Genomic DNA, 25,549 nt, shown 5'->3' on the forward strand with positions numbered 1-25,549 from the left:
GACCCCACGGCACCACCGGGCAGTGCTACCCGAGATCGTTGATCATTCGGGGCCGCACGAGATTCAGCGAATTTTCGACGGCACAGATCGCCTGTGGCAGATCAATCATCGATATCCGGGCGAACCTCGGGTGGACCGTCAGCGCCGCGTGGGCAGCAGACTCGGGTCGTGAGCGCCGGGGCCCAGTTGGGTCCGAAGGTCCTTCACCGCGACGTGTTCCCCACACTCGGAGCAGACCGGACGAACGGTCATGATGTGGCCGCAGGGCTTGTGCACCGATTCGATCGGAGGACCGTCGGGAGCCGCCCACTCGTCGCCCCACTGACGCATCGCGGAGACGATCTGCCAGAGCGAGCGGCCTTTGTCGGTGAGCAGATAGTCGTAGCGAACGGGGTTGTCCTGGTAGGGGGCCTTCTCCAGGATGCCTTGGTCCACAAGGTGTTCCAGCCGCTGGGTGAGGACGTTGCGGGCGATGCCGAGGCGGGAGCGGAAGTCGTCGAAGCGGGTCACGCCGAACAGCGCGTCGCGGACGATGAGCAGGGTCCACCATTCGCCCACTACCTCCAGGCACTGGGCGATCGAGCAGTTCATGTCCTCGAAGCTGGTTCGACGCATGAGCGCAGCATAGTCGGTTGCTTCATGGAACCGACTGCCCTATGGTCCGTCTTATGAAGCAACTCACTGCGGTGCGGGCCTGGGCCCAGACCGCGACAGCCAGTACCGGCGGCCCGATCCTCGCCGGGATCACTCAGCGATCGAGCAGGGGAGCGCGATGAGTGCCGTTGTCGCACAGCAGGAACGGCGGACCACCGATTCCCGGGTGGTGCTCGCGATCGTCGCCGTCGCGGTGGTGCTGTCCAGCCTGGATCTGTTCATCGTCAACGTGGCACTGCCGCGTATCGCCGTCGATTTCTCCGGCTCACAGATCTCCGGACTGTCATGGGTGCTCAACGCCTACGCGATCGTCTACGCCGCACTGCTGGTCCCCGCCGGACGACTGGGCGACCGCAACGGCAACAAGCGAACCTTCCTGCTCGGGCTGGGTGTCTTCGTATTCGGTTCGGCGCTGTGCGCGCTGGCCTGGGATACCGGTGCGCTGGTGGCCTTCCGAATCCTGCAGGCGGCCGGAGCGGCGCTGCTGACGCCCTCGTCGCTGGGCTTGCTGCTGGCCGCCACACCGGCCGAACGCCGGGCCACCGCGGTGCGGCTGTGGGTCGCCTTCGGCGGACTGGGTGCGGCGCTCGGCCCGGTGATCGGCGGGTTGCTGGTCGAATTGGATTGGCGCTGGGTGTTTCTGGTGAACGTGCCGCTCGGCGTGATCGCCCTGGTGATCGGCTGGCGGCTGCTGCCCAGCCCGGCCGGAAGCGGCGGCACGCTGCCCGACGGGTTCGGGGCGCTCATGCTCATCGCGTCGGTGGCGTCGCTGATCCTGTCGGTGGTCAAGGGCGAGGATTGGGGCTGGGGGTCGGCGGGTGTGATCGGCGGATTCGTCGCGACAGCGGCGTTCGGGGCGGCGTTCGTGTGGTCGTCGCGGCGGCATCACAGCCCGGTGGTGGATCCGGGACTGCTGCGGGTGCCGAATTTCGTGCTCATGCTGGGCAATTCGGCGCTGTTCAATATCGCGTTCGCGGGGATGCTGCTCTCGGCGGTGCTGTGGATGCAGAACGTGTGGGGGTGGTCGGCTCTGAAGACCGGGTTGGCCATCGCGCCGGGGCCGGCGGTGGTGCCACTGGTCGCGATCTCGGCCGGGCGGCTCATCGCGCGCTGGGGTGTGGGGCCGGTGCTGGCGCTCGGCGGGATGTCGTTCGCGGCCGGAATCGTCTGGTGGGCACAGGGAATCACGCTGCATCCCGACTATGTGAGCGGAGTCCTGGGCGGCATGATCCTGAGCGGTATCGGAGTCGGGCTGACCATGCCGACCAGCGTGGCGGCGGGCACCGCGGGGCTGCCACCGCAGCAGTTCGCGACCGGTTCGGCGGTGCTCACCATGGCCCGCCAGATCGGAATGGCTGTCGGCGTGGCGATTCTGGTTGCGGTGCTGGGTACACCGGGCGCACCGCAGGCGACGCTGACCGCGTTCCACCACGGCTGGTATGTGATCGCGGGCGCGTCGGTCGCGGCCGGACTGCTGGGACTGGCCGCGCGACTGCCGAAACCCGCGGCGACATAGCGGTTTTCTCAGGGGCGGATACGGCGGATTTCTCAGGGATGGACTCAGGGCTTGTCCGGATGTCCGGCAGCGTGGCGGTTCGTACGGTCGATTCATGAGAATCATGCCGACAGTGACAGTGCTGGCAGTCTTCGCGACGGCCGGGTGCGCCACCGCGATCGACGGCGGTCCGGTGGCGGTCTCGACCACCCCGATGGCGGTGTCCGCCAAGCGGGTGGACCAGGTCCGCGACGATATCGACGGCCTGGTCCGCTCCGGCGTTCCCGGGGTGATCGCGACGCTGACCGAGAACGGGCAGACGATCACGCTCACTTCGGGGGTAGCCGATAGCGCCACCGGCGCGGCGATTCCGATGGCCCCGCCGCAGCAGGTCCGGATCGGGAGCATCTCCAAGACCTTCGCGGCCTCGATCGTGCTGCAGCTGGTGGCGGAGGGGCGGGTGCGGCTCGACGACTCGATCGACACCTACCTGCCCGGGCTGCTGGTCGGCGACGGCGTGGACGGCAAGGCGATCACGGTGCGTCAGATCCTGCAGCACCGCAGCGGTTTACCGGAGCTCACCGAGTTCCCCGAGATCGACGAGTACCGCGCCGGTGTCATCGGTCGGACCTTCACGCCCGCGGAGGAGATCGCGCTGGTGCTGCACCATCCGGCGCAGTTCGCGCCCGGGGCTCGGTTCAAGTACACGAACACCAACTACATCGTGGCCGGGATGCTGATCGAGAAGGTCACCGGCAGACAGTATTCCGACGAGTTGGCCGCCCGCATCATCACTCCCAGCCAGCTCACCGGGACCTACCTGCCGAACACCGGTGAGCTCACGCTGCGCGGCCCACATCCCGAGGGCTACAACGACATCGACGGTGTCCGCACCGACGTCACCAAGTCCGAGCCGTCGGTGCCGTGGGCAGCGGGCGCGATGGTCTCCACCGGCAACGACCTCAACCGGTTCTTCCTAGCGCTGCTCGCCGGGAAGATCGTCGCCGACGCGCAGCTGAAGGAAATGCTCAGCACGCAGACCGGCACCGACGTCGGGATGGACTACGGTCTGGGCATCGGCGGCACCCAACTGCCCTGCGGCGCACACTATTACGGCCACACCGGCGGCATCGCGGGCTTCGTGACCGTGTCCGGAGCCAGCACCGACGGGCGGGCCGTCACCATCGCGCTCACCGAGAGCGACCCGGGCCCGCAAGATATCGTCGCCCTGCTCTCGCACGCCCTGTGCCCGTGAACCGCCCGGCGCTCAGCCGAAGTGGAATTCGGTGGCCAGGGTCAGCAGGTCCGGATTGTGCGGGCCATCGGTCGCTGCCAGCACGACGGCCTCCGCGAGCGGGAAGGTCGCGACCTCCAGGATCTGTTCGGCGTCAGCGGGATTGGTGGGCCGACCACCCAGGGTGACATCGGCGGTGCACCACAGCCACGCCTTGTGCGGGTGCGGCTGCCACGGCCGGTAAGGCTTCGCGCGATCGGTGGTGGCGTAGTGCGCGCCGAAAGGTCGCAGCGGACCAGCTAGACGCGCGCCCGCTTCCTCGGCGAGTTCACGGATCGTGCACTCCTCGACCGACTCACCCGCTTCCCGCGTTCCCCCGGGCAGCAGCCACACGTCACGGTCGTCGCGGCACAGCACGATCCGATCGCCGACGAAGCAGACGACATGAATGTTGGTGACGAGTTCGTCGGCGGGCAGGTCGGTGGAGAACCGGACATCCAGTCCGCCCCACTCCCACCGCGCGGGCGTGTGCAGAATCGGATACCGCTGCGCGAGACTCATCCCGCAACGGTACTGTCACCGCCACTTTCGGCCCCGGACCACCAGTTAGAACCCGTTTCAGTATTGTTCCCTCATGGCCTTCGTCATCGACAACAGCGTGGAGATCGAAGCACCCGCCGAACTGGTTTGGCAGGTGCTCACCGATGTGGACAACTACGGCGATTGGAACCCTTTCGTCATCGAGTGCAAAACCACCCTCGAGCCCGGTTCCCCGATCGACATGCGAGTCCGCCTGATCGGCCCGAGCCCCCGCAAACAGCGCGAGTTCATCGCCACCAACACCCCCGGCAAAGAATTCAGCTACAACATGAAGCCCGCCCCCCTCGGCCTCCTGAGCAGCAAACGCACCCACACCCTCACCCCCCTCGGCGACGGCCGCACCCGCTACGACTCCCACTTCGAACTCAACGGCCCCGTCTCCCCACTGGTCGCCACGTTGATGGGCAGTGCCCTCCACAAGGGCTTCGGCGGGATGACCGCGGGCGTCAAGCTGCGCGCCGAGTCCCTGCGAGAGCCGGTGAGCGACTAGCTCATTCGCGCGACACCGCCGCCGACGGCGGTGTCGCAGCGGATCACCTGGGCGATCTCACGCCTCGAACGGCACCACGTTGCCGAAGGCGTCGATGCCTCCGGTCTCGCCCTCGATCGCGGTGGCGAGTTCCGCGGTGGAGGACCAGGTTCGGGGAGGTTCGTCGTCGAGGTTGGCGATGGTGTACCAGGTGGTGGTGTCGCGGTAGCGGACGAGGCCCTGGCTCGAATCGTTCAGGGTGACATCGAGATCGCCGGAGATGGTGCCCTCTTCGAGGGTAATGACGGCTGCTGGGAGGCCGATCTCGATGATGGGGATTATGTGAACTCTCCTCGGTCGATGCAGGTCTGGACTGCGGTTTTCAGGCCTGCTTGTTCTTTGGAATCCACGCTCAGGCCGTATTTTACTTTGACCGTGAGGTAGCGGCCGATATAGGCGCACCGGAAGTTGCCGGGTGGGAGGTAGGTGGAGGGGTCCTGGTCGCCCTTCGAGCGGTTGGCGGTGGGGTCGGAGGGGGAGAGGTTGAGGGTGTCGTTGGCGATGCGGCGGCGGGTGTCGATCGGCATGGTGGCGGCGCCCGAACGCCAGGCTTCGGCGAGGGCGACGATGTGGTCGACGTCCACGCCCGCGGAATCGGTGATCCACTTGTAGGGCTTCAGGTCTCCGGTTTTCTTGTCCGGGACGCCGTAGGTGTCGCGCCAGCCGCCGTCCGCACCCATGGTGAATTTGCAGGTCGAGGGGTCCAGGCGGACCGAGCCGACGGCGTCGCGCAGCAGCATGACCTCACGGGTGGTGCAGCGGCTGTACTGGGCGAAGGCGTCGCCGAAGCCGTGCTCGGGCTTGTTGGTGTCCCAGTGCGGGAACTCCTCGCGGCTGTAGCCGGTCATCGGAGCTTCTTTCGCCACAACGAGTTTCGCGAGCAGGCCGTTGATCTCCCGGGCGGATCCGGCGGCCTGGGCGGGGCGATCGGGGGCGGGTTTGCCGGTGTTCGTCCAGTGTTCGAACACCGCCGTACCGACGATCAGCGCGACCAGCACGAGCATGGACATAAAGAGCGGGATCAGTTTCCGTAACCGAGACGGCTTCTTCTGCAACATGATCCGACCACCGTGGCAATCGGATGGCCCGAACAGCAAGTCGCACGCGGGATTCGGAGACGCGACTCACACCGGGAGCAGGCCGTCGGTCACGGAAGTGGTGTCGGCGCAGTCAGATCTGATGCAACCAGGCTATGAAGAAGGCGACGCCACCCGCGGACAGTACGGCGGCGAGGAGCAGCGGCCACCACGGGCCGGTGCGGCTCAGCAATCGTTGGGCCACTCGCAATTGCAGGACGCCGATCCCGGCGATCAGCAGTACCCAGAGGGGCAGTGGGAGAGCGCCTCCGGCGAAATGCACCGCCCAGGCTCCGGCCAATGTCGGTCCGCCCCAGGAATGTTGGTAATCACCGGCCGCGACGAGGGGATAGAAGATGCCGCGCACGGCGGCCAAGACCATCAGGAACGCGGCGAACCAGGCGAGCAGGCCGAGCAGGATCGCGAACACGGTATGGACCGCGGAGCGCCAGCCGCCGGGGGTGTGCAGCTCGAAGGGGATGTGGAATACCCGCCGCGTCACCCGTGCCCACACCGCGGTGGGCGCGAAGGCGACCGGTAGCGCCGCCACCGCGTAATACGCTCTTCGTGCCACTTGTTCGCCGAACTCCATTCGCCCACGGTAACCCGCGGACGATCTGATCGGCGGCAACGCACCGGGCGGGGGCGAGCTGGATTCGGCAGGCCGCGGGAGCCCGGTGCGGCCTGCCGAAATCCGTTGTGATCAGCCGTTATTGAGCTTGTTGAGGCGCTCGACGGACTCGATGTACTCGGTGATCAGACGCTGCACCACGTCGGCGGAACGTTCGATCTTGTTCATCTGGCCGACGACCTGGCCGACCGGATTGAAGTTCACGTCCTTGGCCTGCTCGGGGTAGCGGTGCCCGCGCTTGACGCCGTCGAGGGCCACCATCATCTGCAGTGGCATGCCCAGTGGGCTGGGGGTGTCCTCGCGCTCCCAGGCCTCGGTCCAGTCGTTCTTGAGCATGCGGGCGGGCTTGCCGGTCCAGGACCGCGAGCGCACGGTGTCACTCGAGGTGGCGTCGATGTAGCTCTGCATCTGCGCGGGCGGCACATTGGCCTCCTCCACCGTCAGCCAGATCGACCCGGTCCACGCACCCGCAGCACCCATGGCCAGCGCGGCCGCGACCTGACGGCCGTTGCCGATGCCACCCGCGGCGAGCGCGGGCAGATCGCCGATCGCGTCGATGACCTGCGGCCACAACACCATCGAGGCGATCTCGCCGCAGTGGCCGCCGCCCTCGGTGCCCTGCATGACGACGAAATCCAGCCCGGCGCGCTTGTGGTTGAGCGCGTGCTTGACCGAACCGCACAGCGCGCCGATGAGGCGGCCGGAGTCCTGGATCTGCTTGATGATGTCGTCGGGCGGGGTGCCCAGCGCGTTGGCGACCAGCTTGGCCTTGGGGTGCTTGAGGATCACCTCGATCTGCGGGGCGACCGTGGTGGCGGTCCAGCCCAGCAGCTGGTTGTGGCGCTCCTCCGGCGGCAGATGCGGCACGCCGTGATCCTCGAGGATCTTCTCGGCGAAATCGCGGTGGCCCTGCGGAACCAGCTTGGCCAGTTGGGCTTCCAGCTCCTCGGGGGACAAACCCTCGACGCCCTTGCCCTCGTACTTCGACGGGATGACCAGGTCCACGCCGTAGACGCCGGTGACATGGTCGTCGAGCCACTGCAGCTCCACCTCGAGCTGTTCGGCGGTGAAACCGACCGCGCCGAGCACGCCCAGGCCGCCCGCGTTGCTCACCGCGGCGGCGACGTCGCGGCAGTGGGTGAAGGCGAAGATGGGCACGTCGATGCCGAGGCGATCACAGATCTCGGTACGCATGGTGTGGTGGGCTCCTCTGAACTTTCCGGCATTGGAACGTTGTGTGCACCACACTAGAACATGTTCTACATTGTGACCAGCCTGTGTATGATTACCGGCGAGTACGGTATCGGTACGTGTTCCAGTTTCCTGGACGCGTCAGTTCAGCGCGCCAGTAGGCCGTCGGCCACCAGATCGTCGAAGAGCAGCTGATCCACCGGCGGCACGTGCGGTCGATCGGCGTAGGTGAACCAGGCGATCTCCTCGATCTCGCTGCTCACCGCGAGCACGCCGGAGTATTCGGCGGTGTAGCAGGCCATGCGCACCAGCGCGTCCGGGATCGGCGCTTCGTAGGTGCCGACGTGCGCGATCGAATCCGCGGCGATCTCCACCGTCAGTTCCTCCCGGATCTCACGGATGAGGGTCTCCGGATCCGTTTCCGCCCCTTCGCGTTTCCCGCCGGGGATGTAGAAGATGTCCTTGCCCGCCGGGCGCGCGCACAGGATCCGTCCGTCCTCGATCCGCACCCACGCCACCGTGTCGATCAGTCGCTGCTCGCGCTCGGTTCGCATGCGCGCAGCCTAGCGGCCGCACGGAAACCCTTCTGGGCTGCGACGATCGGATCAGCGCAAGACGTGCGCATGCGCGATGACAGGTTTTGTGTGCACAGTAGTGGCATGTGGACAACAACCGACAGCGTCGCCTCGGCCGACGGCACCCGCATCGTCTTCCATACCCTCGGCGACGGGCCGCCGCTGGTGGTCCTGCACGGCGCCCTGGTCACCACCGAGATGTATCACCCGCTGGCCGAAAAGCTAGCGGACGATTACCGCGTGGTCGTAGTTGGTCGCCGAGACTACGAGCCGAGCGAAAACGGCACGCAGCCACGGGTGTTCGCCCGGCAGGTGGAGGATCTCACCGCGATTCTCGAACGGCAGGACGGTCCGAGTTTCGTGTTCGGGCACTCGGCTGGCGGCTTGGTCACGCTGGAGGCACTCGCCGCGGGCATTCCGAATATCCGGAAGTTCGCGTTGTACGAGGCGCCCCTGGCCTTCGCGGGTGGCCCACTCGGACCGACATTGGACCAGGTTCGCGAGCTCGTCGCCGATCACCGGCCCGCCGACGCGGTGTTCGAGTTCTTCCGGGCCATCCTCCGTGAACCCGCCCCGGCCGACATCCTGCGTGGGATAGGAGTGGCCATGGCGCACCGCGCAACCGGGCTGGTCTCCGACCTCGAATGCCTCGCCGCGATGGATCCCGACCTGGACCGCTGGTCGGCCGTGGCCACACCGGCCCTGCTACTGGGCGGCTCCGCCAGTGATCCGTACGGGCAAGAGCTCACGGAGAAACTCGATGCGACCCTCCAGGATTCACGCTTCACGCTGCTGGAAGGACTGCATCACAACCCCGACGATTTCACGCCGGTCGCGGCCGCGTTGCGCGAATTCTTCCGCTAGCCGGTCACTCTCGCGTCAGGACGGCGTGGGTTGTCAGCAGCCGGACCGCGCTGTCGATGCGGTCGGTGTCGCCGGTGATCCACCAGTCCATGATCAGCCCACGCATGCCGGAGATCAGCAGTGTCGCGGAGGCTCGGGGATCCGGGATATCGGGGTCGATGCGCGCGAGCGAATCGGCCATCGCTTCGACGAGGACCTCGATGGCGGCGGTGGCGTACGTCTTGAAAGGGCTGCTGGGCACGGTCGCCGCGCCCAGCACCTGCAACAGCACCCGCAAGCTGGTGCTGCCCTGCCCGGCGGTATTGATAGTGAACGACACCGACAGTCGCGACCGCAACTCCTCCGGAGTGTCGATGCCCGCGAACAGTGCCGCGATGTCGGGGCGCTGAGTTTCCAAGGCGGACACCAGCATCTGCTCCTTGGTGCCGAAGTAGTGGATGAGCATGCGGGAGCTGGTCCCGAGGTATGCGGCCAGCGGGCGCAGCGACAGTTCGGCCAGGCCGTGATCGGCGATGTAGGCGATGACGCCGGCGAGCAGTTCGGCGCGGCGGGCGTGGTCGGGTGGGCGCGGCACGGGTTGACTGTAGCGGGTGCTACAGGTATCCATGTCGACATGGGTGTAACAACTGCTACAGAAACTCGGCCGTCGGTGGTCGTCACCGCCATGTCGGCCACGACCTGCCTCGGGGCCGATCTCGAAACCACGTGGTCGCGGCTACTGGCCGGAGACAGCGGAATCGGCTTGCTCACCGATGATTTCGTGACCGCCCACGACCTGCCGGTGCGGATCGGCGGCCGCCTGGTCGCACCGCCGGGGGAGCAGTTGACCCGAATCGAGCAGCGGCGCATGTCCTTCGTGCAGCAGCTGGCCATCGTGCTGGCGCGGCAGGTCTGGCAGCAGGCCGGAACGCCCGAGGTCGAGCCGGAACGCCTGGCCGTGGCGGTCGGGACCGGACTCGGCGGCGGTGACGCGCTCATCCACGCCGTAGATGTGATGCGCGCGGGCGGCTACCGCAAGGTGCCGCCCATGACCGTGCCCATGGTCATGCCGAACGGGTCCGCCGCGACAGTCGGCCTGGAGATCGGCGCGAAAGGCGGTGTGTACGCACCGGTTTCGGCGTGCGCGTCCGGCGCCGAGGCCATCGCGCACGGGTGGCGGCTGATCACCACGGGCGAGGCGGATGTGGTGGTCGCGGGCGGCGTCGAGGGGCACATCGACGCGGTGCCGATCGCCAGTTTCGCCATGATGCGGGCCATGAGCACCCGCAACGACGAACCCGAGCGCGCCTCACGGCCTTTCGACGCCGCCCGCGACGGCTTCGTCTTCGGCGAGGCCGGGGCGCTGCTGGTGCTCGAGTCCGATGCGCACGCACGGGCGCGTGGGGCGCGGATTCTCGGCCGGGTGCTCGGCGCGGGCATCACCTCCGACGGCTACCACATCACCGGCACCGCGCCCGATGGTGACGGCGCGGCCCGCGCCATGGGAAAAGCCCTGGCCACAGCCGGATTGACCGGCACCGATATCGGCCATGTCAATGCCCATGCAACCGGCACCCAGGTCGGTGACGCCTCGGAGGCCAACGCGATCATGGCCGTCACACCGCACGCGTCGGTGTACGCCCCGAAGTCCGCGCTCGGGCACTCCATCGGCGCGGTCGGCGCCTTGGAGGCCATGCTCACGCTGCGCACCCTCGCGGAGCAGATCGTCCCGCCCACTTTGAATTTCGAGCACACTGACCCCGGTGTGGAGCTGGATGTGGTGGCCGACAAGCCACGGCATCAGGAGGTGCAATACGCCCTGAGCAACTCCTTCGGCTTCGGCGGACACAATGTGACTCTCGCCCTGGGTCGCGCCTGAAGCCCTCGAAAACGACTGCGCCCCAGCCCGATCGGGCTAGGGCAGCTTGTCGGTCTGAACCCGGGGATCCAGTTTGCGCAGGGTGTCGGGGCGATCGGTCAGACACGGCCAATCCCGGCTGACTGCCTCGAGCGTGGCGTGCCCGGCCGGAATCAGGGCGTCGGCGTCCATCCGGTCTGCGAGGGTGTCGCCGAGAGAGTCACTGGCCGACCGGTCCAGGGGCTGGATGACCGTATTCGGCAGATCCAGCAGCACCGAGAGAATGTCCAAGCGTCCCGGCGGAATCAGCGCGCGAGCCGCGGCCAGCGCGGTCGCCGGAATGATGATGGTGTGCCCGGCATCCGCGGTCGCCCAGACCACGGATTGGACGTAGGCCACGCGGTGTGCCCAGGCGGTGAGTGCGGCCGTATCGAAGACGACGCCACCGAGCGTCGGGCCGACGGGGGTCACGCCGCGCCGGCGTGGTCGCCCGCGGCGTCCTCCTGTTCCTCCGATAACGGTGGCAACCCCTGTACCGCCCGGGCGCGGTTGATCAGATCCAGCGGCGGTCGCCCGCCGAGCGCGTTCTCCAGCCGAGCCAGGGATTCGGCGCGATCGACGCGGGCCTTCACCGATTCGGCGACGAACGCCGACACCGAGGCGATCCGTCCGGACCGGCGCCAATCGTCGAGGGTGGCGGCGATCTCCTCCGGCATCGTCACGGTGATCTTGCGGGTGCGACGCTCTCTCGCCATACCGCGATAGTAGAGCGGTATGTATCGGGACGCGAGCTGACACCTCGATACCAGCACTCGGCCTCGATGACTTCCGAACGGGCGATTCGGATTCCGCTGATCCGAAACCTGCCGGTCAGGCGTCGATCCGAGTTCGATACGGTGGAGTGTGCCCGCAGCCGCGGGCGTGATGACCCTTACCAGTCAAGAGGACAGAACTAGATGGATCAGAGTTCGATCGCGTGGGTTGACGGTGCGCTCGTCACCATCGACCAGCGTGCGCTGCCGCACGAACTGCGGGAGCTGCGGATCACGACGGTCGACGAGGTCATCGATGCCATCAAATCCCTGGCTGTGCGCGGCGCGCCCGCGATTGGGGTGGCGGGTGCGTTCGGTGTGGTGATCGCGGCGCTGGCGGCGACCGCCGACGGTGTGGTCGACATCGCGCAGGTGCGTGCGGAGGCCGCGCGGATCGCCGATGCCCGGCCGACCGCGGTCAATCTGGCGTGGGGTGTGCAGCGCACGCTGGCCAAGCTGTCCGACGGGGTGCAGGCCGTGCTCGACGAGGCACTGGAGATGCTGGCCGAGGACGCGCGCGTGAATCTCGCCGCCGCGACCGAGGCCGCCGACCTGATCCAGAAGCTGTGCGGCGAACGGCCGTTGCGGCTGCTCACCCATTGCAATACCGGGCGGCTGGCGACCACTGCCTGGGGTACCGCCATCGGCGCGCTGCGGGTGTTGCAGCAGCGCGGTGCGCTGGCGGAAGTGATCGTGGACGAGACCCGGCCGCTGCTGCAGGGTGCGCGATTGACCGCGTGGGAGATGGCCGAAGCCGGTATCCCGCACCGGCTCACCATCGATTCGGCGGCCGCGTGGGCGATGGCGACCGAGCAGGTGGACGCGGTCGTGGTGGGTGCGGACCGGATCACCGCGGATGGCGCGGTGGCCAACAAGATCGGCACCTACATGCTGGCGATCGCGGCTCGCCACCACGGCATTCCGTTCATCGTGGTCGCGCCGGAGTCGACGCGGGACATCTCCACCGCGCGTGGCAGCGACATCGTGGTGGAGCAGCGCGCCTCGGCCGAGGTCACCGGATTCGGCGGCGTCACAACGGCTCCCGAGGGGACCGCGACCTTCAACCCGGCCTTCGACGTCACGCCCGCCGAGCTGGTGACCGCCGTGGTCACCGAATACGGCGTGCTCACCGATCCGGCCGTGGCGCGCTCGGAGGCGGTCGAGATCAGCGCGCACTCCGCGCTGGCGGCCGGGGCCGAGATCGCCGAGATCGCGCGCGGGTTGTACGCGAACGGGTGGATGCCGGGTACGGCGGGCAATATCTCTGTGCGCCAAGCGGATACGGCCGTGATCACCGCCAGCGGGTTGCCGAAGGGGGAGCTGGCGGCGACCGATACCGTCACCGTGACGGTGGCGGATTCGACGCCGGTCCACACGGCCGGACTGCGGCCGTCGGCGGAGACCACCATCCACACCGCTGTCTACCGCACTCGCAGCGCCGAGGCCGTGGTGCACGTGCATCCGCCGCACGCGACCGCCGTGTCGATCAAGACGGCTGGATCAGGGGTCAGCACAACCCGTTTCGCAGGATACGAGCTGATCAAGGGCCTGGGCGGGGAACGCCCGGACCTGATCGACATTCCGGTGTTCCCGAATCATGCGGATGTCCCGCAGATCGGCGTGGACATCGAGAAGTATCTGAGCGAGCACCCCGACGCCCCGCCCGTGCTGTTCATCGCGGGCCACGGCATCACCGCCTGGGGCGCGACCCTGGCGCAGGCGCGTGATCGCGCCGAATGCCTGGAGGCGATGTGCGAGCTGACCACCTTGACCGGACACCGTGAAATCCCAGTGGGCGACAACTAGTTCCGAGGAGAACCCCCGATGACTCTGCTGCAGATCATGTCCGACAAGGACGCCGGTGACGTCGTCCTGCGCACCACCGATGAGTCCGTGATCGCCGCCGAGCTGAACAAGCGCGGCATCACCTTCGAGCGCTGGCCGCTGCTGGAAGGTTTCAGCGCCGCCACCTCCACCGAGGAGCTGCTGGCCGAATACCAGGGCCGCATCGACGAATTGAACGCCGACGGCCGCTACCGGCACATCGACGTCGCCCGCATCCATCCCGACGACAGCGATCCGGAGTGGCCCGCCAAGGCGGTCGCCGCTCGCACCAAGTTCCTCGACGAGCACCGGCACGCCGAGGACGAGGTCCGCTTCTTCGCCGCCGGGGCGGGCTGCTTCTACCTGCACCTGGGTGACGAGGTACTCGCCACGGTCTGCACTGCGGGCGACCTGGTTTCGGTTCCGGCGGGCACCCTGCACTGGTTCGACATGGGCACCCGCCCGGAGTTCGTGGCGGTCCGCTTCTTCGAGGAGGCCGACGGCTGGATCGGCGATTTCACCGGCGACCAGATCTCCGGTGGTTTCCCGACCCTCGACGAGCTGCTGGCCCCGGCATGATCAAGGCGGTCGTACTCGACATCGAGGGCACCACCAGCCCGACCAGTTCGGTGCGGGAGGAGCTCTACGGCTACACCCGCACCCGCCTGCCGGGCTGGCTGGCCGAAAACCCCGACGGCGCAGTCGATTCGATCATCGAGGCGACCCGCGTCCAGGCCGCCCGGCCCGACGCCGACGCCGCCGAGGTGGCCGCGATCCTCATCGACTGGCTCAACACCGATGTGAAGTCCGAACCGCTCAAGACCGCCCAGGGCATCATCTGCGCCGAGGGTTTCCGCAACGGCTCCCTGCACGGCGAGTTCTTCCCGGACGTCCCCCCGGTGCTGCGCGCCTGGCGCGACGCGGGCCTGGAGCTCTACATCTACTCCTCCGGCTCGGTCCGAAACCAGAAGGACTGGTTCGCCTTCGCCCGCGGCGGCGACCTGTCCCCGCTCATCAGCGGCCACTTCGACCTGTCCACCGCGGGCCCGAAACGCGAACCCTCCTCCTACGAGAAGATCGCCAGCGCCATCGGCATCCCCGCGAACCAGATCCTCTTCCTGTCGGATCACCCCGACGAAGTGGACGCGGCAGCGGCAGCAGGCTGGGAAGCCATCGGAGTCACCCGCCCCGGCGAACCCAACGCCCCCCGCGGCGACCACCGCTGGATCAGCGATTTCACCGACGTCGAACCGAATTGACCCGCTAGACAACCCGATATGATCCGCGCCTCGACTACCTGTAGTCGAGGCGCGGACCGGTTTAGCGTCTCTTCATGATCGGTTCTCCGCAAAGCCCCGCGCCACAGGACCCGTACTACACACTGCCCAACGAATGGGACTCCGCCGCCGAACGCCTAGCACTCCTGGGCGCGGCCTACGACCCCGAAAGCATCACGCTCGCCGAAAGTCTCGGCGTCACGGCGGGCTCGCGCTGCCTGGAGGCGGGTGCCGGAGGCGGATCATTCGCACGCTGGCTTTGCGCCACCGCCCTACCCGGTGGTCGCGTTCTCGCCGTCGATGCCGACCCACGCCACCTCACCGACCTACCCGACCGTGGCGGCGAGGTCGCCCGCCTCGACCTCACCACCGACGACCTCCCACAACACGAATTCGACTTCGTCCACACGAGATTCGTCCTCCTGCACATCGCCCAACGTGACACCGTCCTGCCCCGACTGGCCCGCGCATTGGCCCCAGGCGGCATCCTCCTGCTCGAGGAAGGCGACGGTCTCGGCGTCCTGAACGAGATGCCGGGTGCCTTCGGTGAGGTATGGCGAGCCTTCGCCCGTTCGACCGAGCTCGCGGGCGCCAACCAGTCCTGGGCCCGAAACCTCCCTGCCCACCTGGAAGCGCTCGGCCTCATCGACATCCGAGCGAACGTGGAGATCCCCGTATTCCGCGGCGGCTCCCAGATGGCACGAATGTGGAGCCTCACCTGGGCGCAGGTACACGAAACCCTGACGGCGCTCAGGGTTTCACCCCAGGTTATCGCCACCGCACGGGCCGAGCTGGCGGACGAGGAGCGCTGGTTCTACGCACCGCCCACAGTTCGTGCCTCGGGGCGAGCTCCCCGAGAATCGGTCGCGACGCCGTAGGCTCTCGAAACTGCCGAAGCCCCAGCCGGATTGCGGCTGGGGCTTCGAAACCTGTTGCGGGAGGTGTCAGCTCACGCGGGCGGTGGCGGCTCGGTCGATGAGGTATTCGACCAGGGTCATCAGGACGTTCTTCGAGGAGGCGCGGTCGCGGGCGTCGCAGAGTAGGACGGGGATTCGTTCGTCGAGGTCGAGGGCCTCGCGGACTTCCACGGGGGTGTAGAGGGGGGCGCCTTCGAAGCAGTTGACGGCTACGGTGAAGGCGACGCCTCGGCGTTCGAAGAAGTCGATCGCGGCGAAGGAGCCGTCGAGGCGGCGGGTGTCGGCGAGGACCACCGCGCCCAGGGCGCCGCGGGCCAATTCGTCCCAGAGGAACCAGAATCGGTCCTGGCCGGGGGTGCCGAACAGGTACAGGACCAGGTTGCGGTCGATGGTGATGCGACCGAAGTCGAGAGCCACCGTGGTGGTGGTCTTGCCTTCCACGCCGCGCAGATCGTCCACGCCCGCGGACAACTCGGTGATGAGCTCCTCGGTGCGCAGGGGCGTGATCTCGCTGATCGAACCCACCATGGTGGTCTTGCCCACGCCGAAACCGCCCGCGATGAGAATCTTCACCGAGGCGGCCATGGGCTGGGCGGAATCAAAGTTTTCGGATGCCATCGAGTACCGCTCGTAGAATGTTGAGGTCACCGGGCGCGACCTCGGGGGAGACCGGGGCCCGGAAGTTGAGGATGTTGTCGGAGATCAGGTCTCCGACAAGGATTTTCGTCACCGCCAGTGGCAGCCGCATGGCGGCCGACACCTCGGCCACCGACAGCGGCAACCGGCACAACCGCACGATATCCGCGTACTCCGGCTCGACACGACGCAGCGGCGGGGCGGCATTGGGCACCACCACCACCGTGAGCATGTCCAGATCATGTCCCGCGCCCATGGTTCGGCCACCGGTCCGTGCGTAGGGGCGCACGAGCGGACCGGCCGCGTCATCGAACCACTGTTCCCCCGGCCCCGGTGTCATGACAGTCGGGGGTTGCCTTGTCCGGCCAGGTTCTGGCGGGGCGTGGTGGACAGGTAGGTGCCGACACGCTGCACCGTCAGGTTCATCTCGTAGGCGACCATGCCGAGGTTGGCCTGCTCGGTGGCCTGCAATGCCAGGCAGGCGTGGCTGCCCGCCGCGGTCACGAACAGCACGGCCCGCTCGAGCTCGATGACCGCCTGGCGCACGCCGCCGCCGTCGAAACGGCCGCCGGCGCTGCGCGCCAGCCCGTAAAGAGTGGAGGACATGGCGCCGAAGTGCTCGGCGTCCTCCCGGCTCATGGCGGAGGAGCGGCCCAGCAGCAGCCCGTCGGTGGAGTGCACCACCGCGTGACGGACGCCTGCGAGCCGGTCGACCAGATCATCGAGTAGCCAGTTGAGATCACCAGCGTTTGAGGTGGTCACCGTCGCCTTCCTGTCGATCCGACTTTGTTGCTTCGAAAACGGTTTGTGACTCAGACCCGTACGCACCGGGGTCGGCCCTGCGGCCCTGCCTGGTTCCGTTTTCGATGGCGGAGAAAAGGTCTCGGGCCTGCTCGGCCGTCCGGGTGGGTTGGGACTCCGACTCTGGGGTCGGCTGGTCCTTCGCCAATTCCGGTGCGAGACTTGCCTGCCGGTGCCTGCGCGGGAGCGCGGGCCGGGCGTCCGAGCCAGTGTAATGGGAACGTCCGAAATCACGTGCACGGAAACCGTTTTCCGCTTCCGGCTCCGGAACCGGCTCTTCTCGCGAGCGCGGATCGGTCGGCGGATCGAAGGGCCGCGCCGACCCGAACGACATGGGCGGCAGCGGTGCATACGAACCATTGTTGACCTGCGGGAACGACCCGGTGTCGGGTGCCCGGTAGGAGCCGCTGTCGACCGGCGGGAAGGCCGGCTGGCCGGGCGCGGAGTACGAGCCCGTCGACGGACCGAACGGTTCGAAATGCGGCGCAACAGGTTCCGCACCAACACCGGTCGGCGACTCCAGCGCGGCGGGCGAGTCGTAGGAGCGGCCCGGCAGCTCGAAGGATCCGGTGCGCTCGGCCGCCGGTAGCTGCGGCATGGCTGCCACCACGTCGGCGACATGTTCGGCCGACCGCGGCACCATCGGGATCTCGCCGGTGCGGGTCGTGGCGACGGTGAGGCTGGTGGGCACCAGCACGATGGCGCGCACGCCGCCGTAGTCGGATTCGGTGAGCCGCACCGAGATTCCATTGCGCTGCGCCAGCTGTGCCATCACGAATCGACCGAGACGGAAGTCGTCGGGCAGGGTGCTCATGCCGAAGTCCGGCGGGTTGCGCAGCACCTCGTTGATCCGGACCAGCTCTTCATCGGACATGCCCATGCCCTGGTCGATGATCTCGATGGCGACGCCCTTGCCGACCGCGTTGCCGCGCACCTCCACCTGCGACTGCGGCGGCGAGAAGTGGGCGGCGTTGTCGACCAGCTCGGCGAGCAGGTGCACGAGGTCGGCCACGGCGGTTCCGGCGATGGCGATCTCCGGGAGCCGGGCGATCTTCACCCGGGTGTAGTCGAGGGTCTCGCCGACCGCCGAACGCACGATCTCCAGCAGCTGCACCGGATTTCGCCACTGCCGACCCGGCTGACCGCCCGCGAGAATGATCAGGTTCTCGGCGTTGCGGCGTTCACGGGTGGCCAGGTGGTCGAGGCGGAAGTAGACGTCCAGCAGGGACGGATCCTCCTGCTTGGACTCGGCGGCGTCGAGGATCTCCAGCTGGCGGTGCACGATCACCTGGCTGCGGTGCGCGATATTGAGGAACATCGCCTTGACACCCTCACGGGTGCGGGCCTCGGTGACGGCGGCCGCGACGGCGGCGGCGTGCGCGTGCGTGAACGCCTTTGCCACCTGGCCGATTTCGTCGGTGCCGAAGTCCAGCACGGCGGCGTCGGTGGCCGGATCGACCGGCTTGCCGTCACGCAGCTTGGCCATGATCTCCGGCAGCTGCTCGTCGGCCAGCGCGAGGGTCTCGTTGCGCAAGCCCTTGAGCCGCCCGATGATCCGGTTGGCCAGCACCAGCGAGACGCCGAAGGCGAGCAGGGCCACCAGCAGCATGCCACCACCGGCCAGCGCCGAATTGCGGGCGCTGGTGTCGGCGACATCGCCGGCCTCGGACTGGGTGATCTTGCTTTCCTTGTCCCACAGCGTCAGCATCGCCTGGGTCAGGCGCGAGGAGGTGTCGCGGAATTCCTGCGGGGTGAAGATCAGCGGCGCGACCGGGGCGGTACCGCCCGGCTTGGTCGGCGGCAGGGTCATGGGGTCGAGCGCCCGGGAGATGAGCACGTCCTCCATGGCGACGATATTGGTCCAGTCCGGACCCGCGAGCAGCGCCATCAGCGCCGGGTCGCCGCTGCTGCCGTCACCACCGGCGAGCACGCCCAGGTTGACGCGGTAGGTGCCCAGCACCCGCGAGAACTCGATGGCCAGGTCCGGGGACAGCGTGCCGCCGTTGATCAGCACCTCACCCAATGCCTGTGCCCGGGAGAGCATTTCGGCGGACTGCACGATCTGCAGGGTGTCGGCGACGCCCAGCGCGACCTTCGGGTTGGGGGCGGTCTTCTCGACCTCGCGGGTACCGATCCACACGAACTCGAGCATCTTGCCGTAGAAGTAGTAGGCATCCGACATCGCGATGGCGTTGCCGTCGATCTGCGTGCGGACACCGGCGAGCGCGCGGGTCAGCGTGAGCAACCCGCCCACGTCACCGGTCACCGACTGCGGACCCAGCTTGTTCATGTTCGCGGTCACCGGAGCCATGTTCTGCAGCGCGGTGTCCAAACGAGAACGTGCCTGTGCCAGGACCTTCGGATTGGGGTCCTGTCCACCCATCTCGACCAGCGATGCCAATCGTTCCGCTTGGACGGCGGTGATGACGTCGCTGGTGGGAGCACCCGCGGCGGTCAGCGCATCTGCCCATTCCCGTGCGTTTTTGCCCTCTACTACCAGGTACCCCGCGCCACCCACACCGATCACGAGCAGCGCGAGGCTCGGGACCAGTGCGATGGCGAGAACACGGGTGCGGACACCGAGTCTCGCTCTGAACATCGGCACAACGTATCGGGACGTAGGTCACATACGCGGCGCCGATCCCGTTGAGCGGGAGCATGATTGACATCTCTTGTTATGCCTGCGGTGGAATAACCGACCGATTTGCGCCGCGCGATCCCGTGTGAGACGGGAATCGGCGGCGGCACAGCGGAATTCGATCGCTGGTCAGGCGTGGTGACGCAGCCCGGTGGACAGGAAAGAGCCCACCCGCTGCACGGTCAGATTCATCTCGTAGGCGACCATGCCCAGGTTCGCGTCGGCCCCGGTCTGCAAGGCCAGACAGGCGTTCGAGCCCGCGGCAGTCACGAACAGGACCGCGCGCTCGAGTTCGATCACCGCCTGCCGCACCCCACCTGCGTCGAAACGGTGTCCGGCACTGCGGGAAAGTCCGTAGAGGGTCGAGGACATGGCGCAGAAGTGCTCCGCGTCCTCACGGCTCATGGTGGCGCTACGGCCGAGCAGCAGGCCGTCGGTGGAATGCACCACCGCGAAGCGCACGCCTGCGAGTTTTTCGACCAGATCGTCGAGGAGCCAGTCGAGATCACCAGCGGGGGAAGTGTTCACCGTCGCCTTTCTGTGGGGGAGTGGCGGGCGGCAGCGGACCCGGGTCGGCCTGCCTGCCCTGTCGGGTGCCGTGCTCGATGGCGGAGAACAGGTCTCGCGTCTGTTCGGCACCGGAGGCGTCCCGCTCGGGTGCGGGAGTGTGTGGGGTCGGCCCGGGCCCGTGCGCGAGTTCCGGCGCGAGGCTGGCCTGCCGTCGACGGCGCGGCAATTCCGGGCGGTCGTCCGGTTCGGGTTCGGGAGGATTCACCTGGGTGTGGGCGGGACCGGTGCCGATAAAGCCCCAATCCTCGGGTGCGCGAGTCGGTTCGACATCGCCGGAAGGGGCCGCCATTCGATGGCGTCCGGGCGGTTCGGAATGGGGTAGATCGGCCCATGCGTCGAATTCCGGCGCGGCCGGCGCGGGTTTCGGTACAGGCGGGGAGAATTCGGGGGCGCGGGTGCGGCGATCGGGAGCGGCTATCTCGCCGTCGATAATGGTCGAGGGGATCAGAACGATGGCGCGGATGCCGCCGTAGTCGGAATCCGACAGGCGCACCGAGATGCCCTGACGGCCCGCCAGTTGCGACACCACGAACAGACCCAGACGCGAATCGGCGGACAGGGCCGTGAATCCGAGCTCCGGCGGAGCGGCGAGCATCGAATTGAGCCGGGCGAGTTCCGCTTCGGGGATACCCATGCCCTGATCACTGACCTCCACGGCGACACCGCGGCCGACCGACGTGGCCGAGACTTCGACCCGCGAGGCGGGCGGTGAGAAGCTGGCCGCGTTGTCGATGAGCTCGGCGAGCAAGTGGATCAGGTCGGCGACCGCGACACCGGTGATGAAAGCCGCTGGCAGACGCCCGGTCCGGACCCGCGTGTAGTCGGCGGTCTCGCCGACGGCGCTGCGCACCAGATCGACCAGCGGGACCGGATCGCGCCACTGCCGTCCCGGTTGACCACCGGCCAGGATGATCAGATTCTCGGCATTGCGGCGTTCCCGGGTGGCGAGATGGTCGAGACGGAACAGGGTGTCGAGGATTTCCGGATTCTCCTGCCGGGATTCGGCCTCGTCGAGCAGTTCCAGCTGGCGATGCACCACCACCTGGCTGCGGTGCGCGATATTGAGGAACACCGACTTCACACCCTCGCGAGTGCGGGCCTCGGTGACCGCGGCGGAGACGGCGGCGGCGTGTGCGTGCCCGAAAGCGTCGGCGACCTGGCCGATTTCATCGCGGCCGAAGTCCAGGCGGGGTGCCTCGGTGTCGACCTCCAGGTGTTCACCGGCGGCGAGTCTGCGCATGGTCTCGGGCAATTGCTCATCGGCCAGCGCCAGCGTGCGGTCTCGCAGCCGCTTGAGCCGGCCGATGATGCGATTGGCCAGCACCAGGGCGACCGCGATCGCGCCCAGCGCCACGAACACCAGACCCGTACCCGCCCACAGGGATTTGCGCGCGGTATCCGAGGCGGCCGCGCTGGCCAGCCGCTGCGCGCCGGTGTTCTCGGTCTGCCACAGTTGCGCGAGACCACGATTGACCTCGTTGGCGGCCGCGAGCCAGTCGGCGAGCGGAATCGGCAGTGGCTGCACAATTGCACGGCGTGCAGTCGGGTCGATGAGCGTGTGCTGCGACAGCACCGGCTCCACCTGACCGAGCTGCTGCCAGGCCGCGCTGGTGACAAGGGGTTTCGCGGCGGCCGATCGACCCGAATCCGGTTCGGCGGCCATGCCTTCCACGTGGGTGCGGTAGTAGCCGACCAGGCTCAGGTATTCCGCGCCCAGGTCCGGAGTGAGGCCGTCGCCGTCGACCAGCGCGGCGGCGAGGGCGTCGGCGCGGCTCATGGCCTCGAGGCTGTGCAGCACCTCGTCGGCCTCGCGGAGTTCGGCGGCGGTGGCGGCGTCGGGTGCGCTGTGCTGCGCGATCTCGACACCGGCGATGACGACCTGCGGGATGCGGTTGTAGAAGGCGTACACGTCCGGCAGTGCGACGGTATTGGCGTCGACTCCGCTTCGGGTGGCGACCAATTGGCGGCCCAGATCCGAGAGCGCGTCGGTCGCGGCGGCCATCGACTCGGGTCCCAGCCGCGCGAGCCGGGACTGCGCGGGCGCGAGGTCGCGCAGGGCGGTGTCGAGCTGCTGGCGCGCCGAAGTCAGTGCGCGGACATCGGAATCGGCACCCGCGACCCGCCACACTGTGAGCCGCCGTTCGAGCTGGACGGCCTCGATGAGTTCGCGGGTGGGCGCGATACCGGCGTTGAGTTCATCGGCCCAGCTCCGGGCCTGCTCGGCGCGATCGACCAGGGTTCCCGTCGCGCCGAGGCCGATGATCACCAGGACGAGGCTGGGCACCAGCGCGATGGCCAGGATCCGGGTCCTGACCCCGAGCTTCGGAAAGCGCATCGCTGCAACGTAACTGCGGCGTGAATGGCGTGCCGCCACGAGTCCTCTTGTGCGGGACGGGATTTGACAGTGCCACACGGCTGCCGTATGCCACGGAATAGCGGGGGACCGCCTTTAGCAATGTCCGATTTCGTTCATCTGGGAGACGGCTGTGAGTTGTCTGTGAGTCGGATGCGGGCAAACCTCCAGCGTTACCTTCGGCGCGCCCGGGCACCACGGGCCGCAACCGGGCGACCGGAGGCGCGACGACGGAGGAGACGCAGTGCAGCACGGAAAACGGGTGTGGCCGATCGCGATCGGAGTGGTCGCGGCCACCGTGGCCGGGACGACGCTGGTCGCCGGATGCGGGTCGGAGAGCAAGTCCGGCAACGAGGTGCGCAACATCATCTACCTACTCGGCGACGGCATGGGTCGCTCGCACGTCACCGCGGCCCGGGAACGCTTCGTCGGCGCGAACGGTCGCCTGGCCATGGAGCAGCTGCCGTACCTGGGCGCGGTCGCCACCTACGCGGTGGAACCCAACAGCGCCAAGCCATCTCTCGTGACCGACTCGGCGTCCTCGGCGACCGCCTGGTCCTCGGGCGTGAAGACCTACAACGCGGCCATCGGCGTGGATGCCTACGGCAAGCCGGTGCAGACCCTGATGGAGCAGGCCAAGGCCGCCGGGTTCGCCACCGGTGACGTCAGCACCGCCGAGATCACCGACGCCACCCCGGCCGCCATGGTCAGCCACACGCTGCTGCGGGGCTGCCAGGGACCGGTCTTCAGCGAATCCTCGTGTCTGCCCAAGAAGTCCGACGGCAGCTACGAGGCGCAGCCTGCGGACAAGACGCTGGTCACCCCGATCGCCGAGCAGATCGCGCGCAACAACACCGCCGACGTGATCCTCGGCGGCGGGATGGCGCGGTTCGAACCCGATGATCAGAAGGCGCTGCAGGACAACGGCTATCAGGTGCTGGGCAGCATGGGCGATCCGGCGCTCAAGGCGCAGACCGCGGACAGCCAGAAGGTCGGCACCGCCGCGGATCTGAAGGCGGTGACCTCACAGAAGGTGATCGGCCTGTTCAATCGCGGGAACCTGACGGTCACCAATGCCCGCAACGCGCTGCCCGAGTCGGCGCCGGAGCGCAAGGAGCCGACCCTCGCGGAGATGTCGACCAAGGCGATCGACCTGCTCGCGGCGCGCAAGGACAGCAAGGGCTTCCTGCTGCAGATCGAGGGCGCGCAGATCGACAAGCGCTCGCACGCCAACGATGCCGCGCAGACCCTCGACGAGGTCAAGGCGTTCGACGACGCGGTGGCCGCGGCGGTTGACTTCGCCAAGAAGGACGGTCACACCCTGGTGATCGTGACCGCCGATCACGAGTGCGCGGGCTTCAACATCATCGAGAAGAGCACCTTCACCAATGCCGAAGCGGTCGCGCCGCCCACCAATGTGGACACCGGCAACGCGGCCAACAACAGCCGCCCGTCGCGCGACGGCAAGGACAACGTGAAGGACGCCGCCCGCTCGACCGGGCCGGTCAACGGTGCGGGCCAACAGGATCCGCGCAACTTCGCCCCCGCGACCTTCCGCACGCCCGATGACGCGGCCGAGGTCAAGGACGGTTCGCCCGACGCGAGCCTGTGGCTGACCTACCTGTCGGGCAACCACACCGGCGCGGATGTGCCGATCTACGCCTACGGTCCCGGCGGACAGGTCTTCGCCGCCAGCCAGGACAACACTGCGCTCTACACGGCCATGCACAAGGCGCTGCTGCCGTGATCCCGGGAACCGGTGCGCGGACGCGGGTTTCGGCTCTGCTGAGTGGGCTGGCCGTGGCTTCGGTGGTGTTCGGGGCGGGCTGCGCGCCTGCCCCGAACACCACCACCGCGGCCCCGGCGCCGTCGATGCCCGCGCCGAAGACCGCCGCACCTCCCGTTGCCGCCCTCATCGCGGCAGCCGGAGAAGTGCGGGTGGAGCCCGGTCCCTTCACCGATCGGGTGCGGGTGACCGGGACTCGCCTGGATGGATCGACCGTGCACGGCACGCTCACCGTCACCAGCGACATCAGTGATGTGCTGGCGCTGGAGGTGCACGCCGCTTTCTACGATGCCGCGGGCCGACTTTCCGGCACGGGCATGTTCCAGCACGCCGACGCGGAGTCCGTGACTGCGGTCCACGTACCCCACGGCACCGGCATCGACTTCACGATCACCGCGACCTCGGCGGCTAACCCGGTGTCCGCGGTGGTGTTGTCGATCCCCGTGCTGGTCAACGAATAACCTTCGACCCCACCGGTTTCCGCTGGCCCGCGCGCACACCCCTCAAAACGCGCGCGGGCTCGGACATCACCCGGTAAGGCTTTGAAGCTGTCGAGCTCCCTCGATGCGGGTGCTCGGGTGGAACTGCTGTGTTGTTCGCCCGGAGATCGCGAAGAGTTACAGAATTCGCTGATCAGGCGGATAAACGCGGCAATCCGGACGAATCGCAACCGGATGTTCTAGGCCCGCAGGCCGTTCACGAGCAATCCGAACAAGCGCTCGGCCCTGGCGGCGCTGTCCGCGGTGTCCTGAACCGCCCACGCGATCGCGCCGACCATCCTCAGCACATCGGCCTCGTCCACCTCCGCGGCGACCACACCCGCCCGCCGTGCCCTCGCGAGCAACTCGGCGCCCACCTCGAAAAGCCGCGCATGCCAGGTCGATACCAGCCCGACCTCATGATCCAGCGCCGAATTCATCACCGCCGCGGACAGTCCGCGGTAGGTCAGCGCATGAGTGAGCGTGGCGCGCAACCAGGTGGCCAGTGCATCGAAGGCGTCCTCGGCGTCGAGCTGCCCCCGGCCGAGCTCGACCAACTCCGCGATCTGCTCCGCGAGCACCGCCTCGATCAGGTCCAGCCGAGTGGGGAAGTGCCGATACAGCGTCCCGCTGGCCACCCCGGCCCGCCGCGCGATCTCGTCGAGCGAGGCCTCGACCCCGAACTCCGCGAACGCGATTCGCGCCTGCTCCACCAACTGCTCATAGTTGCGTCGGGCATCCGCACGCACCGCGACCACCGATCATTGCTA

The 25,549-nt window shown here is 67.9% G+C and carries 27 protein-coding genes; 11 read left to right on the forward strand and 16 right to left on the reverse strand.

The genetic code is table 11. The annotated features are described in order from the left end of the window. Positions 1-138: 138 nt before the first annotated feature. Entirely contained in the window at positions 139-615 is a 477-nt protein-coding gene (locus tag OG300_RS12095; RefSeq protein WP_405495190.1) for a winged helix-turn-helix transcriptional regulator, read from the reverse strand. Positions 616-772: 157 nt separating this feature from the next. Here OG300_RS12095 and OG300_RS12100 point away from each other — a divergent pair, with 157 nt between their 5' ends. Both OG300_RS12100 and OG300_RS12105 read left to right on the forward strand, forming a co-directional pair. After that, positions 773-2,170, forward strand: a complete 1,398-nt coding sequence (locus tag OG300_RS12100) for an MFS transporter (RefSeq protein WP_405495192.1) — start codon at positions 773-775, stop codon at positions 2,168-2,170. Between the two features lie 94 nt (positions 2,171-2,264). Further along, positions 2,265-3,404, forward strand: coding sequence for a serine hydrolase domain-containing protein (locus OG300_RS12105; RefSeq protein WP_405495194.1), 1,140 nt, complete (start codon positions 2,265-2,267; stop codon positions 3,402-3,404). A 12-nt stretch (positions 3,405-3,416) separates the two neighbouring features. Here the strand turns inward: OG300_RS12105 and OG300_RS12110 are convergent, their stop codons facing one another. Next, positions 3,417-3,944: an NUDIX domain-containing protein gene (locus tag OG300_RS12110; RefSeq protein WP_405495196.1), complete on the reverse strand. Its 528-nt coding sequence runs from the start codon at positions 3,942-3,944 to the stop codon at positions 3,417-3,419. Between the two features lie 73 nt (positions 3,945-4,017). Between OG300_RS12110 and OG300_RS12115 the strand changes: the two genes are divergently transcribed. Beyond that, positions 4,018-4,473, forward strand: a complete 456-nt coding sequence (locus tag OG300_RS12115; RefSeq protein ID WP_405495198.1) for an SRPBCC domain-containing protein — start codon at positions 4,018-4,020, stop codon at positions 4,471-4,473. 317 nt (positions 4,474-4,790) lie between these two features. Here the strand turns inward: OG300_RS12115 and OG300_RS12120 are convergent, their stop codons facing one another. The 4 genes from OG300_RS12120 to OG300_RS12135 form a co-directional block, all read right to left on the reverse strand. Continuing rightward, complete coding sequence (locus tag OG300_RS12120) at positions 4,791-5,522, reverse strand: HNH endonuclease family protein (RefSeq protein ID WP_405495200.1); 732 nt, start codon at positions 5,520-5,522, stop codon at positions 4,791-4,793. A gap of 160 nt (positions 5,523-5,682) precedes the next feature. After that, the gene (locus OG300_RS12125; RefSeq protein ID WP_405495202.1) at positions 5,683-6,162 is read right to left on the reverse strand and encodes a hypothetical protein; all 480 of its coding nucleotides are present in this window, start codon (positions 6,160-6,162) and stop codon (positions 5,683-5,685) included. Between the two features lie 129 nt (positions 6,163-6,291). Continuing rightward, positions 6,292-7,413 carry a nitronate monooxygenase gene (locus tag OG300_RS12130; RefSeq protein WP_405495204.1) on the reverse strand — a complete coding sequence of 374 codons (1,122 nt, stop codon included), beginning with the start codon at positions 7,411-7,413 and terminating at the stop codon, positions 6,292-6,294. 143 nt (positions 7,414-7,556) lie between these two features. Then, the gene (locus OG300_RS12135) at positions 7,557-7,964 is read right to left on the reverse strand and encodes an NUDIX domain-containing protein (protein ID WP_405495206.1); all 408 of its coding nucleotides are present in this window, start codon (positions 7,962-7,964) and stop codon (positions 7,557-7,559) included. 105 nt (positions 7,965-8,069) lie between these two features. On the opposite strand from OG300_RS12135, the gene OG300_RS12140 reads away from it, so the two are divergent. After that, positions 8,070-8,849, forward strand: coding sequence for an alpha/beta fold hydrolase (locus OG300_RS12140; protein ID WP_405495208.1), 780 nt, complete (start codon positions 8,070-8,072; stop codon positions 8,847-8,849). A 4-nt stretch (positions 8,850-8,853) separates the two neighbouring features. On the opposite strand, the gene OG300_RS12145 is transcribed toward OG300_RS12140, so the two are convergent. Further along, positions 8,854-9,423, reverse strand: a complete 570-nt coding sequence (locus OG300_RS12145; protein WP_405495210.1) for a TetR/AcrR family transcriptional regulator — start codon at positions 9,421-9,423, stop codon at positions 8,854-8,856. A gap of 39 nt (positions 9,424-9,462) precedes the next feature. Here OG300_RS12145 and OG300_RS12150 point away from each other — a divergent pair, with 39 nt between their 5' ends. Beyond that, positions 9,463-10,707, forward strand: coding sequence for a KasA/KasB family beta-ketoacyl-ACP synthase (locus OG300_RS12150; protein ID WP_405495212.1), 1,245 nt, complete (start codon positions 9,463-9,465; stop codon positions 10,705-10,707). Between the two features lie 36 nt (positions 10,708-10,743). Here OG300_RS12150 and OG300_RS12155 read toward each other — a convergent pair whose 3' ends face one another. Further along, the gene (locus OG300_RS12155; protein ID WP_405495214.1) at positions 10,744-11,157 is read right to left on the reverse strand and encodes a hypothetical protein; all 414 of its coding nucleotides are present in this window, start codon (positions 11,155-11,157) and stop codon (positions 10,744-10,746) included. After that, positions 11,154-11,441, reverse strand: a complete 288-nt coding sequence (locus OG300_RS12160; RefSeq protein WP_405495215.1) for a hypothetical protein — start codon at positions 11,439-11,441, stop codon at positions 11,154-11,156. Before OG300_RS12160 ends, OG300_RS12155 begins: the two co-directional genes overlap by 4 nt. 201 nt (positions 11,442-11,642) lie before the next feature. Here OG300_RS12160 and mtnA point away from each other — a divergent pair, with 201 nt between their 5' ends. From mtnA to OG300_RS12180, 4 genes are all read left to right on the forward strand, one after another. Beyond that, positions 11,643-13,304 carry an S-methyl-5-thioribose-1-phosphate isomerase gene (gene mtnA / locus OG300_RS12165; RefSeq protein WP_405495217.1) on the forward strand — a complete coding sequence of 554 codons (1,662 nt, stop codon included), beginning with the start codon at positions 11,643-11,645 and terminating at the stop codon, positions 13,302-13,304. An 18-nt stretch (positions 13,305-13,322) separates the two neighbouring features. Then, entirely contained in the window at positions 13,323-13,901 is a 579-nt protein-coding gene (locus OG300_RS12170) for a 1,2-dihydroxy-3-keto-5-methylthiopentene dioxygenase (protein WP_405495219.1), read from the forward strand. Then, entirely contained in the window at positions 13,898-14,581 is a 684-nt protein-coding gene (gene mtnC, locus OG300_RS12175) for an acireductone synthase (RefSeq protein ID WP_405495221.1), read from the forward strand. The genes OG300_RS12170 and mtnC overlap by 4 nt, the downstream gene beginning before the upstream one ends. Before the next feature lie 74 nt (positions 14,582-14,655). After that, positions 14,656-15,477, forward strand: a complete 822-nt coding sequence (locus OG300_RS12180; RefSeq protein ID WP_405495223.1) for a class I SAM-dependent methyltransferase — start codon at positions 14,656-14,658, stop codon at positions 15,475-15,477. A gap of 66 nt (positions 15,478-15,543) precedes the next feature. On the opposite strand, the gene OG300_RS12185 is transcribed toward OG300_RS12180, so the two are convergent. The 6 genes from OG300_RS12185 to OG300_RS12210 form a co-directional block, all read right to left on the reverse strand. Further along, positions 15,544-16,134: a GTP-binding protein gene (locus OG300_RS12185; protein ID WP_405495225.1), complete on the reverse strand. Its 591-nt coding sequence runs from the start codon at positions 16,132-16,134 to the stop codon at positions 15,544-15,546. Further along, positions 16,115-16,492, reverse strand: coding sequence for a DUF742 domain-containing protein (locus OG300_RS12190; RefSeq protein WP_405495227.1), 378 nt, complete (start codon positions 16,490-16,492; stop codon positions 16,115-16,117). The genes OG300_RS12185 and OG300_RS12190 overlap by 20 nt, the downstream gene beginning before the upstream one ends. Next, positions 16,489-16,914 (reverse strand): roadblock/LC7 domain-containing protein, encoded by a 426-nt coding sequence (locus OG300_RS12195; protein ID WP_405495229.1) that lies wholly within the window; start codon positions 16,912-16,914, stop codon positions 16,489-16,491. Before OG300_RS12195 ends, OG300_RS12190 begins: the two co-directional genes overlap by 4 nt. Beyond that, on the reverse strand, positions 16,892-19,552 hold the full coding sequence (locus OG300_RS12200; RefSeq protein WP_405495231.1) for a nitrate- and nitrite sensing domain-containing protein: 2,661 nt from the start codon (positions 19,550-19,552) through the stop codon (positions 16,892-16,894). Before OG300_RS12200 ends, OG300_RS12195 begins: the two co-directional genes overlap by 23 nt. A gap of 168 nt (positions 19,553-19,720) precedes the next feature. Continuing rightward, positions 19,721-20,119, reverse strand: a complete 399-nt coding sequence (locus OG300_RS12205) for a roadblock/LC7 domain-containing protein (protein WP_405495233.1) — start codon at positions 20,117-20,119, stop codon at positions 19,721-19,723. Beyond that, positions 20,097-22,496: a nitrate- and nitrite sensing domain-containing protein gene (locus OG300_RS12210; RefSeq protein WP_405495235.1), complete on the reverse strand. Its 2,400-nt coding sequence runs from the start codon at positions 22,494-22,496 to the stop codon at positions 20,097-20,099. Before OG300_RS12210 ends, OG300_RS12205 begins: the two co-directional genes overlap by 23 nt. Before the next feature lie 262 nt (positions 22,497-22,758). On the opposite strand from OG300_RS12210, the gene OG300_RS12215 reads away from it, so the two are divergent. Then, positions 22,759-24,261 (forward strand): alkaline phosphatase, encoded by a 1,503-nt coding sequence (locus OG300_RS12215; protein WP_405495237.1) that lies wholly within the window; start codon positions 22,759-22,761, stop codon positions 24,259-24,261. After that, positions 24,258-24,761 (forward strand): hypothetical protein, encoded by a 504-nt coding sequence (locus OG300_RS12220; protein WP_405495239.1) that lies wholly within the window; start codon positions 24,258-24,260, stop codon positions 24,759-24,761. The genes OG300_RS12215 and OG300_RS12220 overlap by 4 nt, the downstream gene beginning before the upstream one ends. Positions 24,762-24,979: 218 nt before the next feature. Here OG300_RS12220 and OG300_RS12225 read toward each other — a convergent pair whose 3' ends face one another. Next, the gene (locus OG300_RS12225) at positions 24,980-25,537 is read right to left on the reverse strand and encodes a TetR family transcriptional regulator (RefSeq protein ID WP_405495241.1); all 558 of its coding nucleotides are present in this window, start codon (positions 25,535-25,537) and stop codon (positions 24,980-24,982) included. Between the last annotated feature and the right edge of the window lie 12 nt (positions 25,538-25,549).

The sequence above is a fragment of the Nocardia sp. NBC_00511 genome, from assembly GCF_045161165.1.
Lineage (GTDB): Bacteria > Actinomycetota > Actinomycetes > Mycobacteriales > Mycobacteriaceae > Nocardia.